The 18,597-nt window shown below is 28.7% G+C and carries 17 protein-coding genes; 15 read left to right on the forward strand and 2 right to left on the reverse strand.

All coding sequences use genetic code 11. The annotated features are described in order from the left end of the window. Positions 1-419 precede the first annotated feature (419 nt). From hydE to Tmeso_RS03355, 9 genes are all read left to right on the forward strand, one after another. Positions 420-1,751, forward strand: a complete 1,332-nt coding sequence (gene hydE / locus Tmeso_RS03315; RefSeq protein ID WP_099188244.1) for a [FeFe] hydrogenase H-cluster radical SAM maturase HydE — start codon at positions 420-422, stop codon at positions 1,749-1,751. Beyond that, positions 1,729-2,961, forward strand: a complete 1,233-nt coding sequence (gene hydF / locus Tmeso_RS03320) for a [FeFe] hydrogenase H-cluster maturation GTPase HydF (RefSeq protein WP_099188246.1) — start codon at positions 1,729-1,731, stop codon at positions 2,959-2,961. The genes hydE and hydF overlap by 23 nt, the downstream gene beginning before the upstream one ends. Positions 2,962-3,525: 564 nt before the next feature. Further along, positions 3,526-3,732, forward strand: a complete 207-nt coding sequence (locus Tmeso_RS03325) for a hypothetical protein (protein ID WP_099188248.1) — start codon at positions 3,526-3,528, stop codon at positions 3,730-3,732. Positions 3,733-4,368: 636 nt separating this feature from the next. Then, on the forward strand, positions 4,369-5,970 hold the full coding sequence (locus Tmeso_RS03330; RefSeq protein WP_187296207.1) for a C1 family peptidase: 1,602 nt from the start codon (positions 4,369-4,371) through the stop codon (positions 5,968-5,970). Positions 5,971-6,213: 243 nt separating this feature from the next. Next, a complete protein-coding gene (locus Tmeso_RS03335) occupies positions 6,214-7,518 on the forward strand; it encodes a hypothetical protein (protein WP_099188252.1) in 1,305 nt (434 codons plus the stop codon). Positions 7,519-7,528: 10 nt separating this feature from the next. Beyond that, a complete protein-coding gene (locus tag Tmeso_RS03340; protein WP_099188254.1) occupies positions 7,529-8,218 on the forward strand; it encodes a response regulator transcription factor in 690 nt (229 codons plus the stop codon). Further along, complete coding sequence (locus tag Tmeso_RS03345; RefSeq protein WP_099188256.1) at positions 8,218-9,603, forward strand: sensor histidine kinase; 1,386 nt, start codon at positions 8,218-8,220, stop codon at positions 9,601-9,603. The genes Tmeso_RS03340 and Tmeso_RS03345 overlap by 1 nt, the downstream gene beginning before the upstream one ends. A gap of 84 nt (positions 9,604-9,687) precedes the next feature. Continuing rightward, positions 9,688-10,386 (forward strand): hypothetical protein, encoded by a 699-nt coding sequence (locus Tmeso_RS03350; protein ID WP_099188258.1) that lies wholly within the window; start codon positions 9,688-9,690, stop codon positions 10,384-10,386. Positions 10,387-10,494: 108 nt separating this feature from the next. After that, positions 10,495-10,821, forward strand: coding sequence for a YnfA family protein (locus Tmeso_RS03355; RefSeq protein WP_099188260.1), 327 nt, complete (start codon positions 10,495-10,497; stop codon positions 10,819-10,821). A 173-nt stretch (positions 10,822-10,994) separates the two neighbouring features. Here the strand turns inward: Tmeso_RS03355 and Tmeso_RS03360 are convergent, their stop codons facing one another. Then, positions 10,995-11,543: an NADH peroxidase gene (locus tag Tmeso_RS03360; protein WP_099188262.1), complete on the reverse strand. Its 549-nt coding sequence runs from the start codon at positions 11,541-11,543 to the stop codon at positions 10,995-10,997. Between the two features lie 285 nt (positions 11,544-11,828). Here Tmeso_RS03360 and Tmeso_RS03365 point away from each other — a divergent pair, with 285 nt between their 5' ends. The 6 genes from Tmeso_RS03365 (at position 11,829) to Tmeso_RS03390 (ending at position 17,006) form a co-directional block, all read left to right on the forward strand. Then, positions 11,829-12,290, forward strand: coding sequence for a MarR family winged helix-turn-helix transcriptional regulator (locus Tmeso_RS03365; RefSeq protein WP_099188264.1), 462 nt, complete (start codon positions 11,829-11,831; stop codon positions 12,288-12,290). Next, positions 12,281-12,703 (forward strand): HutP family protein, encoded by a 423-nt coding sequence (locus Tmeso_RS03370; RefSeq protein ID WP_099188266.1) that lies wholly within the window; start codon positions 12,281-12,283, stop codon positions 12,701-12,703. Before Tmeso_RS03365 ends, Tmeso_RS03370 begins: the two co-directional genes overlap by 10 nt. 81 nt (positions 12,704-12,784) lie before the next feature. Next, positions 12,785-13,987 (forward strand): cation:proton antiporter, encoded by a 1,203-nt coding sequence (locus Tmeso_RS03375; RefSeq protein WP_099188268.1) that lies wholly within the window; start codon positions 12,785-12,787, stop codon positions 13,985-13,987. A gap of 369 nt (positions 13,988-14,356) precedes the next feature. Next, positions 14,357-15,349, forward strand: coding sequence for an ABC transporter substrate-binding protein (locus Tmeso_RS03380; RefSeq protein WP_099188270.1), 993 nt, complete (start codon positions 14,357-14,359; stop codon positions 15,347-15,349). Then, positions 15,350-16,246 (forward strand): ABC transporter permease, encoded by an 897-nt coding sequence (locus Tmeso_RS03385; RefSeq protein ID WP_099188272.1) that lies wholly within the window; start codon positions 15,350-15,352, stop codon positions 16,244-16,246. Continuing rightward, positions 16,212-17,006, forward strand: a complete 795-nt coding sequence (locus Tmeso_RS03390) for an ABC transporter ATP-binding protein (RefSeq protein ID WP_099188274.1) — start codon at positions 16,212-16,214, stop codon at positions 17,004-17,006. Before Tmeso_RS03385 ends, Tmeso_RS03390 begins: the two co-directional genes overlap by 35 nt. 64 nt (positions 17,007-17,070) lie before the next feature. Here the strand turns inward: Tmeso_RS03390 and Tmeso_RS03395 are convergent, their stop codons facing one another. Then, entirely contained in the window at positions 17,071-18,498 is a 1,428-nt protein-coding gene (locus tag Tmeso_RS03395) for a copper amine oxidase N-terminal domain-containing protein (protein WP_099188276.1), read from the reverse strand. Between the last annotated feature and the right edge of the window lie 99 nt (positions 18,499-18,597).

The following is an 18,597-nucleotide window of genomic DNA, read 5'->3' on the forward strand; positions in this document are numbered from 1 at the left end:
CTTATTAATAATCCTAAAGTTTCTAAACTCTCTACGCTCAGACAACGAAACTTTTTAACAGATTATTAAACGTCAAAACCCAAGTTTTATATTAAAATATCTAAAAAGCAACCGCTTATATTTTTATATGAATATTTTAAAATTATCTTTGATTTAGTTTTAAATAGAACACAACTAAAAAACATTTAAAAATCTGCTAACATTTTGAACAATGGAATTCGTTGGCGGTATGATCTATGCATTAGCATGAAGCGAATTTTAATAAGCTTTATTTTTAGAATATATGCTATACATAAAGTATTGTGGTAGAAAAAAATCTTAAAAATCAAAGATGGAAAGAAAAAGGCATAGAAAAAACATTTATAGAGTAAATGATAGATTGATGAACATCTTAAAATAAAGATTGTTGGAGGAATGGTATGGATAAAGACGTAAAACACTTCCTTATAATGGCTGGGTCTACTAATCATATGTTAAGGGGAGATAAGTTGTTAAAGGATAAGGGTATTGAGACTTCTTTAGTTCCTGCTCCTGCTGAGTATGGTTCGGTTTGTGCTATAGCTATAAAGGTTAATGAAAAAGATAGAGATATAAGTGAGAAGTACTTAATAGAAAATGATATAACTATAAGAGGTATATATGAGGAAAAACCAGAAAGGTTAACAGGTCTTGTAGATAGACTTAAAAATAGTATAATAAGGGATGAGTTTTTAGATGTTCTTAAAAAGATAGAGGATGGTCAAGAACTTACTCATTCTGATATAGTTCTGCTTCTTAAAACAGATAGAAAGGCGGAAAAGGAAGCTCTTTTTAAGGCTGCTGATGAGATGAGAAAGAAGATAGTCGGAGATGTTGTAGATATAAGGGGAGCTATTGAGTTTTCTAATCATTGTAAAAAGGACTGTAAGTATTGTGGAGTTAGAAGAAATCTTGATGGTCTTCAAAGATATAGAATGACTGAGGATGAGATAATGGAGGTTGTACATTCTCTTCACGACATAGGAATAAAGACTGTAATACTTCAATCTGGAGAAGATGCTTGGTGGACTAAGGACAGGATAGCTAGCTTAATAATTAGAGTTAAAAAAGAAACTGGAATGAAGATAACTTTAAGCTTAGGTGAAAGACCAAGACAAGATTATGAATACTTTAAAGAACTTGGTGCTAATAATTACTTACTCAAAATAGAGACTACAAATGAAGAAATATTTAACTTTATTCATCCAGATGATGATATAAATGATAGAAAAGAATGTTCTAAATGGTTAAAAGAGCTTGGATATTTAAATGGATCAGGCTGTATAATAGGACTTCCAGGTCAAAGAGAAGAAGATATTGCAAATGATATACTTTACTTTAAGGACATGGGTATAAATATGATAGGAATAGGTCCTTTTATACCTGCGAAGGGAACTCCTCTTGAAAATTATCCAACTGGAGATGTAGATATGACTTTAAAAGCGGTTGCTGTTACAAGGCTTGTATGTAAGAGGGTATTCTTGCCAGCTACTACTGCGCTTGCATCAATTGAATCAAATCTTCAAGCAGAAGCTTTAAAAGCAGGTGCTAATACTATAATGCTTATAAACACTCCAGCTAAGTATAGATATAATTACCAAATATATTCAGATAAGAATATGGTTGATTTAAAATCTGCATATGATGCAGTTACTGGAGCTAATAGAGAATTTCCATCTTACTTAAAAATAGACATGGAGGTGTATAAGAATGCAGGGAACACCGAGAAGTAATAGACTTCATATATCTATATTCGGAAAAAGAAATGCAGGTAAGTCAAGTCTTATAAATGCACTTACTAATCAAGATATAGCTTTAGTTTCAAATGTAGCTGGAACTACTACTGATCCTGTTTATAAAGCTATGGAAATACTTCCAATAGGTCCTGTTGTTTTAATAGATACAGCAGGTATTGACGATGAGGGAGATTTAGGTCAGCTTAGAGTTAAAAAGACTCTTCAAGTATTAAATAAAACTGAACTTGCAGTACTAGTTATAAGTGCAGTTGATGGTGTAACTGATTTTGATAAAGAGACTTTAGATAGAATAAATAATAAGAATATACCAGTGGTTGGAGTTATAAATAAGTCTGATGAGAAGAATTTATCAGAGGAAGAGATAAGTAATATACAAAATGAGATTGGAATCGAATTTGTAAAGGTAAGTTCAAAAACTAGAGAAGGAGTAGATGAACTTAAAAATTTAATTATAAAGCATGCCCCAAACACTGATGTTGAAAAGAAGATAGTTGGAGATTTAATAGAGCCACATGATTATGTAGTTTTAGTTACGCCTATAGATAAGGCAGCACCTAAAGGAAGATTAATACTTCCTCAACAACAGACTACAAGAGATATAATAGACCATGGCGCAATAGCAATAATAACAAGAGAAACAGAGCTTGAAGCAACTCTTCAAGGTCTTAACAAAAAGCCAAAGATAGTTATAACAGACTCACAGGCTTTTGAGAAGGTAGATAAGTTGACTCCAAAGGATATACCTATGACGTCTTTTTCAATATTATATGCAAGATACAAGGCTGATTTAGAAGAGCTTGTTCTTGGAGTTAAGCAAATAGAGAAGTTAAAAGAGAATGACAATGTCTTAATATGTGAGGGATGTACTCATCATAGACAAGAAGGAGATATAGGAAAAGACAAAATTCCTAAATGGATAGAGGGTATGTGTGGGAAAAATTTGAACTTTGAATGGACTTCTGGAGTCAATTATCCAGAGCCAGATGAAATGAAAAAGTATAGTTTAATAGTTCACTGTGGTGGATGTATGCTAAATCCTAAGGAAATGGAATTTAGAGTTATTCAAGCTAGAGAAAATAGAACTCCTATTGTTAATTATGGAATATTAATTGGTCATATAACTGGAGTTTTAGAAAGGGCATTAGATCCATTCCCTATTGCTAAAGAACTTTATATTGGAGAATAATAAAAGAGGTTAAAATTAAAAAATGTTTTGTAAACGATTACTAAAAAAACAACTAAAAAATTACATGATTTACATAAATATCCTTGAACGTTGATTTAAAATATGATATTATATCAATAAAGGTAATCATATTTAATTAAAAAATAAAGCCATGAAGGTGCTGGGAAATGAAATTTCTAGACTTTATGGTTTTTTTATTTATTAAATTAAATATATGTTGAGAACCCCTTTTTCAACATATGATACCCCATAAGATAACCTTAAATAATAAGTTTTAAATAAACTCATTAGACCCTTTAAGGGTCTACTTTTTTTATGCTATTAGGAACTATAATTATATCTGTTTATAACAATTTAAAGCAAAAAATCCTAAAACTAAATTTACAATAGAAATTGTAGCCGAAAAAGGTTTTAATTAAAAATACATTTATAATACAGTGTTACCAAGAACATACAAAATATTGCATATTTACAAAACATATAGAAGATATATATGGAGATAATAACTTGTATGAGATTAAAATCTCATAGAATCTTAGGAAAATAAGAAAGGTGGTATTATAAATGAATAAGCCAAAGATGAACCAAACAGAACTTCAAAATGCTAAAGAGAATATGAATACTAATAAAAACCCTAATTCAGGATCTATGTTAAATAATGCTTCACCAAATATGGGAGCGTTTCAAAATTCTACATCTATAAAGCAAGCAGAGCTGGAATATGCAAAACGTAAAGTTCAAGAAAGTGGAACACAAAATCCATTATCATAATTCGAAAGTGAGTATTTTATAGATTCAAGATAAACATTTTTTAAATTACTTGATAGAATAGAGCTATTGAGCATTTAAAATGTACCTTAAGTTAAGAATATCATAAAAAAAGCTAAGCAAGCATTAGGTAGATGATTCCTGTATTAAACAGGAGTCATCTTTTTTTATACCCACTAATATCTACAATTATTATAGTAGTTCATTAAGACAGATAATTTATATCGCCATGGATTTAGTATCCCATGGCAAAAGCTTGACATTCTCTTGCACAGTTTAGACAGATTTTAGCACATTAATAAATTTTCATGATCTGAATGATGGTAGTGGGTAGTACTATATTTATCTAAATAATTAAACTGCATATCATTTATGCCCTTCTCTTAAGATCGAATTTTAATATAAGTGAGTTTTTAAACTTACTCAATAAGAGTATATGAATATGAAAGTGTGTAGTTTGTATTTAAGATATTAAACGTATAAACAATAAAATGTGTATATTGAATAAAAATGTGGATAAAAAATAAAATAGGAATATTGGTGGATATATACAAATAATATCTAAAGCTTATAATAGTAAAAGGGGAGATTAAAAATATAGAAATTTTATCTTTTAGAGAAATTGAAGGGGAGATGGTTATGAGAATAAAGAATAGAAAGAGGATTATACGAATCATATGTTGTTTAATTTTCAATTTAGTATTTTTGAGTGGTTTTGCATATGCGGATAGTTTGCCAAAAAAATATGATTTAAGACAACTTGAAAGAGTAACACCTGTAAAAGACCAAGGAGAGATAAACAGCTGTTGGGCTTTTGCGGCTTTATCTTCACTTGAATCTAATATTAAATTTAAGAAAAATAAGGAATATGATTTTTCAGAAAACAATATGATTAATGTTCATGGATTTGATTCAGGGGCAAAAGATGGTGGAAATGTAGCCATGGCAACAGCTTATCTTGCAAGTTGGAAAGGGGCTGTACTAGAAGAAAAAGATCCATATCCTAAAAATAGATATGCTACAAATAGAGGAATAAAAAAATCAGACTATCATATTAAAAATGTAATATATATACCACAGAGAAAAACATTTGATGATAATGATAAGATAAAAAAAGCAATAATGGATTATGGAGCTGTTTATACAGTTTTTAAGTGGGATGAATCTTATTATAATCAAAGAAATAGCTCATATAGCTACAATAGTTTAAGTAAAGGAAATCATGCTGTTTCTATTGTTGGATGGGATGATGATTATTCAAAAGATAAATTCAAACATAAGCCTGATGGTGATGGAGCATTTATATGTAGAAATAGTGCAGGAAGTAATTGGGGAGATGATGGGTATTTTTATGTTTCATACTATGATTCTAATATAGGCAAAATAGAGAACGCGGCTTTCGTAGCTTCTGATGAAAAGTATGACAATATTTATCAGTATGATGAACTTGGACAAACTTATGATTATGGGTGTTCAGATGAAACAGCCTGGTTTTCTAATGTTTTTGTAGCTAAAGAAAATGAAAATTTAAGTGCTGTAGGTTTTTATACAAATGGGGAAGATTCTGATTATGAAGTGTGGATATGCAGGAATTTTGAAGATATAAACTCATTTAAAGATATGCAAAAAATAAATCAAGGAAAAATAAATAATGTCGGATATCATACGATTTCAACTGATAAAATTAATTTAAATAAAGATGAAAAGTTTGCCATTATTATAAAATTAAAAACAAAAGCAGAGAAGTATCCTGTTGCTGTTGAAAGCCCAAAAGGAAAAATTTCAAGCAAGGCAAAAGCAAATAAAAATGAAAGCTTTATTAGTATTAATGGAAAAGAGTGGAGTGATTTAACTGATATTGAACCGAACTCTAATGTTTGTTTAAAAGCTATTACAAAAAATAGATATATTGTACAAAAACAAGGAAATTTAGAAATACAATTAATAGAAAAAAATGATTCTGTTGTTGATGAAGGACAAGTAGATATAAAAGTAAGGATAAGAAATAATGAAGGTAAACCTAAAAATGTGACTTTAATGTTAGCTTTATATGATGAAAATAATAAAATGGTAGATTCTACACGTATTAATAAAGAAATAAAATCAAAGGAAGAAGAACTTTTAACAACAGGAGTTTGCATACCTGATAAAGAGGAATATATATTAAAAGGGTTTGTTTGGGATGATTCAGATAATGGAAATCTTATTACGAAAAATCCTATACAGATAAATATAAAGTGAAACTTACACTAATATGGAGTATTACAATCTTTAGCTTTCAGATAAAATGAAAATTATAGAATTATATACTGAAATAAAAAAGTCCCACATTGTTAAAAATAATGAGGGACTTTTATTTTTAATAAAGTCTTACTCTTATTTTTTCTAAATAAGAGTAAGAATAATAGAAAGACTAATTTTAATCTAATTGTAACCCCATGTTTAGTAAGTTTTATTATAATAGAATATAAAAAGGGGAATTTTATGTCAAAAAAAATAAACTTAGCCATACTCGGAATAATGATACTTTTTTCTTTATCTGGTTGTAGAGTGTACAAATCTCCATCAGAGTTAATAAAAAGACCTAAAAGTTTAGAAAATACAAATTATATAAAGAATATAATATATGATTTTTTATCAGAACAAGATACATTAACACTAGCTACAAGTCAAAAAAATAAAGAGGCAATTAGAACGGTTGACATAGATGGAGATAAAACTGATGAAATACTTTTATTGTATAAGACTTATAAAAATATTTATAGTGATGAAGATGAGTATGCAGTTATTATACTCAAAAAAAAGAATGACAAATGGCATGAAATAAACAGGATAGAAGGATGGGGAGATAGTATAGATTTAGTAGAATATAAAGATATAACAGGAGATAATATGCCCGAGATATTTATAGGATATAACATCCAAGATAGTCCTAATAAAAGTTTACGTGTATATTCTTACCATGACGGATATTTTAATATAATTCATGATACTGAATATAGAGATTTTGGATTAGATGATTTAGATAATGATGGTAAAAATGAATTGATAATTTTAAATAGATTAGAGGACAATTCTACAAACATAAAAGTTTTAAATTACTTTAATGGACAAATAAATCTTATTGATAACTTATTAATAGATAATAAAAGCTACTACAGCATAATGAATGTAGGAAATGTATCCAATTATAAAAAAGGAATATTCATTGATTTTGATATGGGGACATATAGGTCATATACTGATTTGTATATTATGGAAAATAATAAATTGATTGAAATTTTAACAAATGACAAAACATCTAGAATGGATATGATTAAATCTCAAGACATAAATAATGATAATATAATAGAATTTGGTATTATATCTAAACCAAACTCCATGTATAATTCAAATCCAGTTAATATATGGTACCAATGGGATGATAAAGAAAATATTAAATTAGTTTTACGAGAATATTATAACTATAATTATGGATATAAAATACAAATTCCAAGTAATTGGGAAGATAAATTCATTGTTATTCAAGAATATGATAAAAATATTGAAAATAAAATAAGTTTTTATCCTTTATATACTAATAAATATCATGGTGAAATTATTTTTTCTATTGAAATTTATGATAAAGATAAATGGAATCCAGCCTTATTAAAGAACCAAAAGTACGCAATATTAAAAGAAAATGAAAAAAGTATAGTTATTGGAATAGCATATGATATAAATGAAGAATCTAAGTACTTTGTAAATGAAGAAATTATTAAAAAGGTATTTAAAAATATTATTGAGTAGGTGAATTTCTGTGAAAAATAAAATTTTAGTATTGGAAGATGAAAATTCAATAAGATCATTTATAAAAATAAAGCTAAAAGCTTTAGGGTATGATGTCACTGAAGCTAAAAGTGGTCAGGAGGCATTAAAAAAAGTAGATAGTAGTATTGCTGTTGCATTGCTTGATGTAATGCTTCCTGATATAGATGGGTATGAGGTTTGTAAAGCGATTAGAAAAAATCATCCAAGTATTGGAATTATAATGATCACAGCAAAAGGACAAGAAGATGATAAAGTACAAGGGCTTAAAAGTGGAGCGGATGATTATATTGTAAAGCCTTTTAGTCCTAGAGAACTTGCAGCTAGAATTGAATCATTACTCAGAAGAGTTAGTATAAATTCAAGTAAAGAAAGTACAAATGTTATTGAGCATAAGGCTTTTAAGCTTAATTTAGATAAGAAATCTTTAATTAAAAATAATCAAGTGATATCACTTACTCCAACAGAGTATTCAATTATAGAACTTCTAATTACTAATTCAGATAAAGTTGTAAGTAGAGATGAGATATTGGATGAAGTTTGGGGAAAAAATTATTTTGGAGATATAAAAACTGTAGATGTTAATGTTAGAAGAATAAGACAAAAAATAGAAGATGATTCTTCAAAACCAGATTATATAAAAACAGTTAGAGGATACGGATATATATGGAGTGTTGATTAATGAAAAGCATAAAAAACCGTATATATAGGCAAAATGGAATTATTATTATAAGCATTGTTTTGATTTTAGAAATAATATTTTTAATTACTGTAAGAAATTATTATTTTGAAAGTGTTAAAAATGAGTTAACAAATAAGGCAGATGTGTCTAGTTCATTTTATAATAAAATTTTGATAAGTGAAAAAATCGATAAAAAAGCAAGATACATATTAGAGGATAGTTCGAAAGACAAAGTTTTTTATATGCAGGTAATTAATTTAAACAAAACAATGATTATAGATTCATATGGATTAAATTCTACTGATACTCTAGAATCAGAAGATATAAGAGAAGCATTAAAAGGAAATGCAAAGGTTATAAAGCAAACTGATGAAAAAACTAATGAAAAGATTATGGCTATATCTGTTCCTCTTTATTATTTAAATAACATATCAGGGGTTTTAAGATATACAGTTTCTATAGAAGATATTGATAAAGCTTTTTCTATGATTTTTATAATTTCACTATTAGTAGGTATTATTGTAATTGTTATAACATTTTTATTTAGTTCATTTTTAGCAAAAGAGATAGTATATCCTATTGAGGAATTAACTGATATTGCGCAAATAATGGCTTCTGGAGATTTTTCTAAAAAAGCTGTTAAAAGAAATAAGGATGAAATAGGCAGATTAGCAGATACATTAAATTATATGTCAGAAGAAATTCAAAAAAGCAACTTGATAAAAAATGAATTTATATCTTCTATATCACATGAACTAAGAACTCCGCTTACCTCAATACAAGGTTGGAGTGAAATTATGCTGACAGGTGATGTTGATAGTGAAGAGGATACAAAAGAAGGATTAGAAATTATATATGATGAATCTAAAAGACTGACTGGATTAGTAGAAGAACTTCTAGATTTTTCAAAATTTGAATCTGGAAAAATAACTCTTGATTTAGAAAAGGTAGATGTAAATAAATTAATAATATCTGTTTATAATTATTTCAAAAAAAGATTCAAAAAAGAGAATATTAACGCGATTTTAGATATAGATGAAAATATATCTTATATAAAAGGTGATATAAATAGACTCAAACAAGTTCTCATAAATATTATAGATAATTCAATAAAATTTTTAGATGAAAATAAAATAATAACTATCAAAACTATATATATAGAAGAATTTATTTTAATAGAGGTACAAGATAATGGAGTTGGAATATCAAAAGAAGATTTAAAAAATGTAACTGATAAATTTTATAAGGGAGATTCAAAAAAAGCCGGTAGCGGAATTGGATTAGCAATATGTAAAGAAATAGTAAGTATGCATAAAGGCGAGTTTAATATTGATAGCGTTGAAGGCGAAGGTACAAAAGTAACTATAAAAATACCTAAAGTGTAAACTAGTTGTAACTACAAAATGTGATATGTGTACTAAAATATAATTAATGAATTAAACAATTAGTATTGAAAAGGAGAGATTTGTATGAATCTAATAAAAAAAATATTTTGTTTAACGTTGATATTATTAATGACTGTTATTGGGGTTGGATGTACTAATGCTGATAATGAAGTTAAAGAAGATTCAAATGAAAAAGTATATAGTAATGAGCTTTCAAGTTATTTTCCTTCGGTAGAAGGAACTGTTTTTAACTATTTTGGAACAGTTGAATATGCTCAGACATTAACACTGAATAAAGTTACAGATAATAAAGATCTATTAACATTAAATTTTAAGGGAGAAATATTAGATGTATCTGATGGTGAAGGACCTTCAAAAGAAGACAGAGTTATAGAAACGAAATATACAATAAATAAAGATGAAGTTAAAGAGATACAAAAAAATTTAACAAGAAGATTTTCTCAATCAATAATTAAAGATCAAGTTGTTTTAAAATTGCCTATTGAAGTAGGAAATACTTGGGATCAAAAATTTAATATAGATGGGAAAGAATATACTGTAAAAACAAAAATTACAGATGTATCTAAAGACGATAAAAATAAAAATATAGTAAGAACTGAAACTATAATTAACGGAATAGAAAATTATCCTGAAAATACGTATAAGGAAATAAAAATATTTAAAGAAGGAAAAGGACTTGTAGAATTTAAAAATACAATTCTTTTAGGAGAAACTAAAAATCCTTTTGAGTTTGGATATATGTTATTTGAATCAGAAAAATAATAAATCTAAGATTACCCTAAAAGTTAATAGAATATGTAGCAATATATAATTATATGAGATATAATTAATATTGATAATTATTACTATTTACATAAGGGGGGGATTTATGTGCTAAATTCTATAATACTATTCATATTAGCAGGGATTGCAGAAATTGGTGGGGGTTATTTGATTTGGATTTGGTTAAGAGAAGGTAAGACGTATGTTTATGGTATAATTGGAGCCATTATTTTAATTATATATGGAGTAATACCAACTTTTCAGAAGTTTCCAAGCTTTGGAAGGGTATATGCAGCTTACGGAGGAATATTCGTTTTTCTATCTATATTATGGGGATGGGGAATAGATAAGAAGACTCCTGATATGTTTGATTTTATAGGTGGAGCAGTATGCTTAATAGGAGTAGGTATAATTCTTTGGGCTCCAAGGCATTAAAAATTCGTCTAGTCGCTACGCACTGACTCATATCGCCAACGATCCCTACGGGCTCCGTTGCTTAAAAATGGTTGCTAGTGTAGTTGTTTAATTATAGATATTCATAGGTTGGCAATTATATATTTTACTTAGAGACAAAAAAAGAGTGCGTATGCACTCTTTTTTGATTTATATTATTTACCAAAGTGTCTTTTTAATAAACCATTGAAAGCTGAACCATGTCTAGCTTCATCTTTACACATTTCATGAACTGTATCATGGATTGCATCTAAGTTTAATTGTTTAGCTTTAGTAGCTAATTCTTTCTTACCAATGCAAGCACCGTGCTCTGCATCTACTCTCATTTGTAAGTTCTTTTCAGTGCTATCAGTTACAACTTCTCCTAATAACTCTGCAAATTTAGCAGCATGCTCTGCTTCTTCCCAAGCTATTCTCTTGTAAGCTTCTGCTACTTCTGGGAATCCTTCTCTATCAGCTTGACGGCTCATAGCAAGGTACATACCTACTTCTGTACATTCTCCTAAGAAGTTTTGACGAAGACCTTCTATTATTTCTGGATCAACATCTTTAGCAACTCCAACAAAATGCTCATCAGCCCAAGCTAATTTTGTTTCATCATGTGCTATAAATTGATCTTTAGGAGCTTTACATTGTGGACATACTTCTGGTGCATGTTCCCCCTCGTGAGTGTAACCGCATACTTTACATATAAATTTTTTCATAATTAAATACCTCCCCAATTAAATTAAATGTTTTTCTAATTGATATATACCTAGAAAAAAAAATTTTAAACATAAAATTTAAAATTTCCCATAAAGAAATTATATTATATAAGATATATTAATTCAAGAAGCTATGTAATAGTACATACTAATAAAGAAAGTTACAACCTAGAAGGAATGACTATATATGTAGAAAATACTTTACAAAATAGCGAAAATATTCTAAAATATTAGTTAGTTAGTGTTAACTAATATTAAGAAAATGTAATTTTTCAGGAGGAACAAATGAAGTTAGAAGAAAGTCTGTTGGAGATGGAAGAATATATTCATAAAAAATACAAAAATCATATAGAGAAAATTATGAGTAACCAAGAATTTTCAAGATTTAGTATAAATCATATGTATTATTTGGAATATATATATACACTTAATAATCCAACTTTTAGTCAATTAGCTCACGCTTTAAATGTTAGTAAGCCCTCTGTTACTGCTATGATAAAAAGATTAACAGATAAAGGGTATGTAAAGAAATTGAATTCAGAGCAAGATAAAAGGGAGTTTCATATATACTTAACTGATAGAGGAAAAGAGATTTTGGATGCAGAGCTTGAAATTTATAAAAGTTTTGCTGATAAAATATCTGAATGCTTATCTGAAGATGAAATGAAATTATTTTCATCTTTAGTATTAAAAATTACATCAAAGATAAAAAAGGAAAATACTATGGAGGTTATAGAATGCAATTAGATAGTACTCATATAGCAAAGGCATCTATTAAGATAGCTATAACAAGCTCAAGAGAAGATGAACAAAGGGTGATAAGAGAGTTAGAAAAAGAAGGTATAAAATCAGCTGCAGTTGATATAGGGGGAAATTTAATACAGTCTATACCTAAGGTTATAGAACGAGCACTTGTAGCATCTAGAAGAAGTGGAGTTATAAAAGAGTGCCATGTACATGATGGAGCAGTAGTAGGAGCGGCTAGAGAGGCAATAATGCAGGTAGCTTCAAAGGCAAATGGAATGAATGTAGGAGGAAAAATAGGTATTACAAGGCATAAAGAGCATTTAAGTGTTTGTATATTTATGAGTATGGGACTTTTACATTTGAATGATGTTGTTGTTGGTCTGTGCCATAGGTCAATACCAGATATATATTAGTTTAAAACAGTGCCAAGGGATATTACATCCCTTGGTTTAAAATTGTTTAGGATAAATTAAAATAGAAGGAGATTATTAACAATGAGTGATTTTATCAGTTTGGCATTGGCACTTATTTTTGGAGTTTTACTTGGCAAGGCTATGAATAAAATGAATATGCCTGCAGTTGGGGGATACATAGTAGCAGGTCTTATAATCGGAGTATCGGGATTTAATATTGTTAATGAACAGGTAATAGAGGAATTATCTTTTATAAGTGATGTTGCACTTGGAATAATAGCTTTTAATATTGGTAGTGAATTTAAGATACAAGAGATGAAGAAGTTAGGAAAGAATATATTTATAATAGCCTTTTGTGAGGCCATGGGAGCATTTATTCTTGTTACTGGAATAATGATTGCACTTGGTCAAAATATACCTACAGCACTTATATTAGGTTCGATATCATCAGCTACTGCACCGGCAGCTACTGTCATGGTACTTAAAGAGTATAAGGCTAAGGGTCCTTTAACTAGTACATTACTTGGAGTTGTTGCAGTTGATGATGCAATATCTCTTATGATATATGCAGTTGCGGCATCTATTGCAAAGGTTTTTCTAAAACATGAAGTTTTAACTGTATCAAAGGTAATTATTCATCCTTTAACAGAAATAGTTTTATCTATAGGTGTAGGAGGATTAATTGGAATATTATTGTGTTATCTACTTAAAAATGCTAAAAATGAATCTGAACTTTTAACTTTTGTTATTGCAAGTATTGTTTTAATTGTAGGGGTAGCCCTTCAATTTAATTTATCTCCACTTCTTTGCGCTATGGCAAGTGGAATAATGGTAACAAATGTATCAAGCAAAGCAAACAAATCATTTAATATACTTGAAAAATGGTCACCTCCAATAACCGCAGCATTTTTTACACTAGCAGGTTCTAGACTTGATGTTTCTTTAATTCCTAAGATAGGGCTTTTAGGAGTTATGTATTTATTATTTAGAATAGTTGGAAAAGTAGGAGGAGCATCTATTGGAGGAACAATTTCAAAGGCACCTATTGTAGTCAAAAAATATATAGGGCTTGGTCTCTTATCACAAGTAGGGGTGGCTATAGGACTTGCAATAACTGTAGGAAGAGAGTTTCCTGGGACATCTCTTGGAGAAATTGTAATTACTATACTTATGGCTACAACTATAATCACAGAGATAATAGGGCCTGTTGCAACTAAGATGGCAATTAAAAAAGCAGGTGAAAGTTCAGTTTTGAAAGAAATGGATGAAATACAAGTTAAGTAAAAAAATTAGCTTTATGCTATCGTATGCCTCATGTAGCCAACGATTATTAGGGGCTACGTTACTTAAAAATAGTTGTAAGTGTAGATTTTCATTCAATGTTATTAACAGGTTCAAAACTATATAGGTTAATATAATAAAACTATAAAACTTAATATATATTGACATAGTATATTAAGTTTTATATAATAGATTTTAAATTCAGAATAAAATGTAGAGTAGGAAGTTCGTAGAAGATTAGTAGAAGAGTAGTTTTGTAGTATAGTAGATATGTAGGATGGTAGGTATGTAGGGTAGGTTTATTAACTTTGGTTAAAAACTCTCATACGGGAGTTTTTTTTTATACAATTAAAAATTTAGGAGGATGGTAGTATGGTAGGAAAAAAGAATTTTAAAATGGTTGTATTAATTATCTTATTAGTTGTATCTTTAGTAGGATGCAAATCAGTGGACACTTCAAAGGATGACAAAATCAAAATTGGAATAACTCAAATAACAGAGCACCCAGCTCTAGATTTAGCAAGAGAAGGATTTATCGAAGCTCTTAAAGATAATGGATTTGAGGATGGAAATAATATAGAGATAGATTTTCAAAGTGCTCAGGGAGATATACCTACATCTCAGACTATAGCACAAAATTTCGTATCTCAAAATAAGGATATGATATTTGCAATATCTACCCCGTCAGCTCAAAGTGCATTCAATTCTACAAATAAAATCCCAATATTAATAACAGCAGTAACAGATCCTGTAGAAGCGGGATTAGTAAAGTCTATTGAAAAAACTCAGACAAATGCAACAGGAACTAGTGATATTACACCTGTTAATAAGCAGTTTGAACTTATAAAAAAGTTAGTTCCAAATACTAAAAAAGTAGGAGTTATATACAATACAAGTGAAATAAACTCTAAAATTCAAGTGGATATGGCTAAAGAAGAAGCTAAAAAAATTGGATTTGATATAGAAGTAGTTGGAGTAAGTAGTGTGAATGAGGTATCTTCTGCAATAGATAAATTGATTCAGACTGTGGATGTTGTATACACTCCAGCAGATAACTTAGTTGCATCTTCAATGAGTTTAATATCAAATAAATGTAACGAAAAAAACATACCTATAATAGGGGCAGAAGAATCTCACGTTAAATTAGGAGCTTTAGCTACACAAGGAATAGATTACAAGCAGCTGGGATATGAAACGGGTCTTATGGCTGTTGAAGTTTTAAATGGGAAAGAACCTCAAGAGATGAGTATTGAACACATTAAAAATACTATGCTCGTTATAAATGAGAACGTATCTAAAAAGCTGAATATACAAATACCAGATGACTTGAAATCTAAGGCACAGTCTATTAAGGAGGAAAACTAAATGGACTTAATTATAAGTATACTCGAGCAAGGCTTGATATTTTCTTTAATGGCATTAGGAGTATATATAACATACAAGATATTAGATTTTCCTGATTTATCAGTAGATGGAACGTTTGCACTTGGAGCATCTGTTACAGCAGCTCTTTTGGTTAAAGATATAAATCCAGTTATTGCAACATCAGTATCTATTATAGCTGGATGCATAGGAGGAATTGCAACTGGAATACTTCATGTCAAATTTAAAATAACTAACTTACTATCGGGTATATTGGTTATGACAGCTTTATATTCTGTAAATCTTAGAATAATGGGAAAGTCAAACATCCCATTATTCAACCAAAATACTGTATTTGATATCAAAATAGAAAGTATATTAATAATATTTATAATAGCTCTTTTTGCAAAAATTTTATTAGACATTTTTCTTAGAACAAAACTGGGTTTTGCTTTAAAAGCATGTGGAGATAACGAAAAACTTATAACATCTCTTGGTATAGATATAGGAAATATAAAAATAATAGGACTTATGATATCAAACGGACTAGTTGCACTTTCAGGGTCTTTGTTAGCTCAATACCAAGGATTTTCAGATGTTACAATGGGAAGTGGTATTATAGTTATGGGTCTTGCATCTGTAATATTTGGAGAAGCCGTTTTGAAAAAATTCTCATTCATAAAGACTACTACAATGGCTGTTATAGGATCTATTTTATATAAATTCAGTACAGCTCTTGCATTAAAAATTGGATTTAATCCAACTGATTTAAAATTGATAACAGCACTAATAGTAATATTTGCTATTGCTTCTAATAATGCCAAATTCAAATTAAATCTAAACTTTATAAAAAGAGGTGATAGAGATGATTCAAATAAGAAACTTATCCAAAACATTTAATAAAAATACTATAAATGAAAAACAGGTATTTGATGAATTATCACTTGATATAAGGCAAGGCGATTTTATAACTATAATAGGAAGTAATGGAGCTGGAAAATCAACTCTTTTAAATATGATATCGGGAAGTTTAGATAAAGATAGTGGAGCAATAAATGTAGATAATAAAGATATATCGGATTTTAAAGAGTACAAAAGATCAAAATTTATAGCTAGAGTATATCAAGATCCAAGCTTTGGAACATCTCCATCTATGACTATACTAGAAAATTTATCTATGGCTATGAATAAAGGAAATAAATTTGGATTGTCTATGGGAATTTCAAAGAAGAATATAAATTATTTCAAGGAAATATTATCAGAGCTATCATTAGGACTTGAAAATCAACTTAATACTAAAGTATCTCTTTTATCAGGGGGGCAAAGACAGGCACTGTCTCTTATAATGGCGACTATGAGAAATCCACATATATTATTACTAGATGAACATACAGCAGCGCTTGACCCTAAGACTTCTCAAAGAATAATAGAGCTTACTGAGAAAATAGTAGAAAAAAAGAAAATCACAACTCTTATGATAACCCATAATTTAAATCATGCTATATCTATGGGGAACAGACTTTTGATGATGCACGCAGGAAAAGTAGTTTTAGATATTAAAGAAGAGGAAAAGAAAGATTTGAATATAGATAAGCTTTTATCATACTTTGAAAAGATACAATCTAAAGACGGATTAAGTGATAGAGTTATGTTTTCTTAATAGTATAATACAGAATAAAAAAATAGCTAATATCTCTATAGAGATATTAGCTATTTTTATTTTACTATAAACCCATATTTTCAAGTACTTTAGAATCTATTGTTTCAGAGTCAGCAGGGACATCTATTTTAATAGAATCACTATTTATATCACTTACACTTGAGTTTAATTTAAATCCTAAATTGAACTTTCCGTCCTCTTCAGAGTCAAAATCAACGTTCATATTAGCTGTTTCACCTGTAACATAATCGTCTTTTACTTCTATTTTTACGTCATAATTAAATTTAAAAGCATCTTTGAACTTTAAAAAATCAGCATCTTTAGTTAAATCTTCATCTGAGTATTTTGAAGATATATCTGTTATTAACTTAATAAAATCATCTGAATCTATTTTTAAAGTATATGTTTTAGTGTTTCCTGATTTAGATAGTTTGAAATTATCATCACTTAAAAGCATTGGAAGTACTTCAGCAATCATAGTAGTACTTTCATAAGTATCAACAGTTAAGTCAGTAGTAGGGTTTTTGATTGAGGCATAAAGTGCATCAATAGGCTTAGTATCATCAGATTTAATTATTTCTATCATTTGCTTGATAGACGCCATATCTTCTTCTGATATATCAAATTTAACCCACTTGTTACCTATATTTAAACTTTTTAAATCTTCAACTTTATTAAATACATCTGATTGTATGTAAAGAGATTTATCGTTGAATAATATCTTTGCATTTATATCGTCAAGTCCTTTAAGTCCAAAGGCTTCATTATTTAAGAATTCTTTTACCATTCCTTTAGCCTTTATATTCATGTCTATTAACATGCTTTCATTATTCATTGAAGATGTAGCTGTAACATCAAATCCTCCTTCGAATGCACCCATCATTGTTAATGGTGAATAGTTATCCATAGATCCTTTGCTTGGAGTTGATTTGAAATCTATGCTAAAGTTACATTTTGAATTTAATGTATCAGGTTGCTTATATCCAGTATTTAAAAATTCATAAAAAGCTGGTGTTTTAGATTTTAAAGTTTCATCTAGAGATTTAACTATTTGATTGTAATCTATTACAACTACAGTTCTTTCGAATTCATCCCAGCCAACCTTTGTATCGAATGCTTCTGATATAAATCTAACAGGTATTAAAGTTCTGCCGTTTATAATTTTAGGAGATTCATTTAATGTTATTTCTTTTACTTCACCGTCTTTTTCAATTTTAGCTGACTTATTATCAACTTGAAGAGTAACAGTAGTTCCATCTTTTTTAACCGTAATAGTTTTAGTAGCTGCTGCATAGTCAATAGTTCCACCGAGTTTTTCTACTATATTTCTTGCTGGAAGAAAAGTAGTTCCATTTATAACTTGAGGAGCTACATCAAAAGCTACATTTTCACCGTTTAATTGAACCTTTATTTCATTAGTTTCAGCAAAGCCTGTTAGCGTTAAACTGAATATCATAATGAAAGTTAGTATTATACTAATTCTTTTTTTCATAATATCCTCCTTATAATTGTAATTAGCAATATATTATCAAAAAAAACAGAAAAAGTAAATAAGGCGACAGATTCACTTGTTTACTAAATCAAGTTAAAT

It is taken from the genome of Tepidibacter mesophilus (assembly GCF_002724055.1).
Classification (GTDB): domain Bacteria; phylum Bacillota; class Clostridia; order Peptostreptococcales; family Peptostreptococcaceae; genus Tepidibacter_A; species Tepidibacter_A mesophilus.

Bases quoted from the DNA above. Each gene is read 5' to 3' on its own strand.
- hydE (WP_099188244.1), top strand. From the start codon at position 420: ATGGATAAAGACGTAAAACACTTCCTTATAATGGCTGGGTCTACTAAT.
- hydF (WP_099188246.1), top strand. From the start codon at position 1,729: ATGCAGGGAACACCGAGAAGTAATAGACTTCATATATCTATATTCGGA.
- Tmeso_RS03325 (WP_099188248.1), top strand. From the start codon at position 3,526: ATGAATAAGCCAAAGATGAACCAAACAGAACTTCAAAATGCTAAAGAG.
- Tmeso_RS03330 (WP_187296207.1), top strand. From the start codon at position 4,369: ATGAGAATAAAGAATAGAAAGAGGATTATACGAATCATATGTTGTTTA.
- Tmeso_RS03335 (WP_099188252.1), top strand. From the start codon at position 6,214: ATGTCAAAAAAAATAAACTTAGCCATACTCGGAATAATGATACTTTTT.
- Tmeso_RS03345 (WP_099188256.1), top strand. From the start codon at position 8,218: ATGAAAAGCATAAAAAACCGTATATATAGGCAAAATGGAATTATTATT.
- Tmeso_RS03350 (WP_099188258.1), top strand. From the start codon at position 9,688: ATGAATCTAATAAAAAAAATATTTTGTTTAACGTTGATATTATTAATG.
- Tmeso_RS03360 (WP_099188262.1), bottom strand. From the start codon at position 11,543: ATGAAAAAATTTATATGTAAAGTATGCGGTTACACTCACGAGGGGGAA.
- Tmeso_RS03365 (WP_099188264.1), top strand. From the start codon at position 11,829: ATGAAGTTAGAAGAAAGTCTGTTGGAGATGGAAGAATATATTCATAAA.
- Tmeso_RS03370 (WP_099188266.1), top strand. From the start codon at position 12,281: ATGCAATTAGATAGTACTCATATAGCAAAGGCATCTATTAAGATAGCT.
- Tmeso_RS03375 (WP_099188268.1), top strand. From the start codon at position 12,785: ATGAGTGATTTTATCAGTTTGGCATTGGCACTTATTTTTGGAGTTTTA.
- Tmeso_RS03380 (WP_099188270.1), top strand. From the start codon at position 14,357: ATGGTAGGAAAAAAGAATTTTAAAATGGTTGTATTAATTATCTTATTA.
- Tmeso_RS03385 (WP_099188272.1), top strand. From the start codon at position 15,350: ATGGACTTAATTATAAGTATACTCGAGCAAGGCTTGATATTTTCTTTA.
- Tmeso_RS03390 (WP_099188274.1), top strand. From the start codon at position 16,212: ATGATTCAAATAAGAAACTTATCCAAAACATTTAATAAAAATACTATA.
- Tmeso_RS03395 (WP_099188276.1), bottom strand. From the start codon at position 18,498: ATGAAAAAAAGAATTAGTATAATACTAACTTTCATTATGATATTCAGT.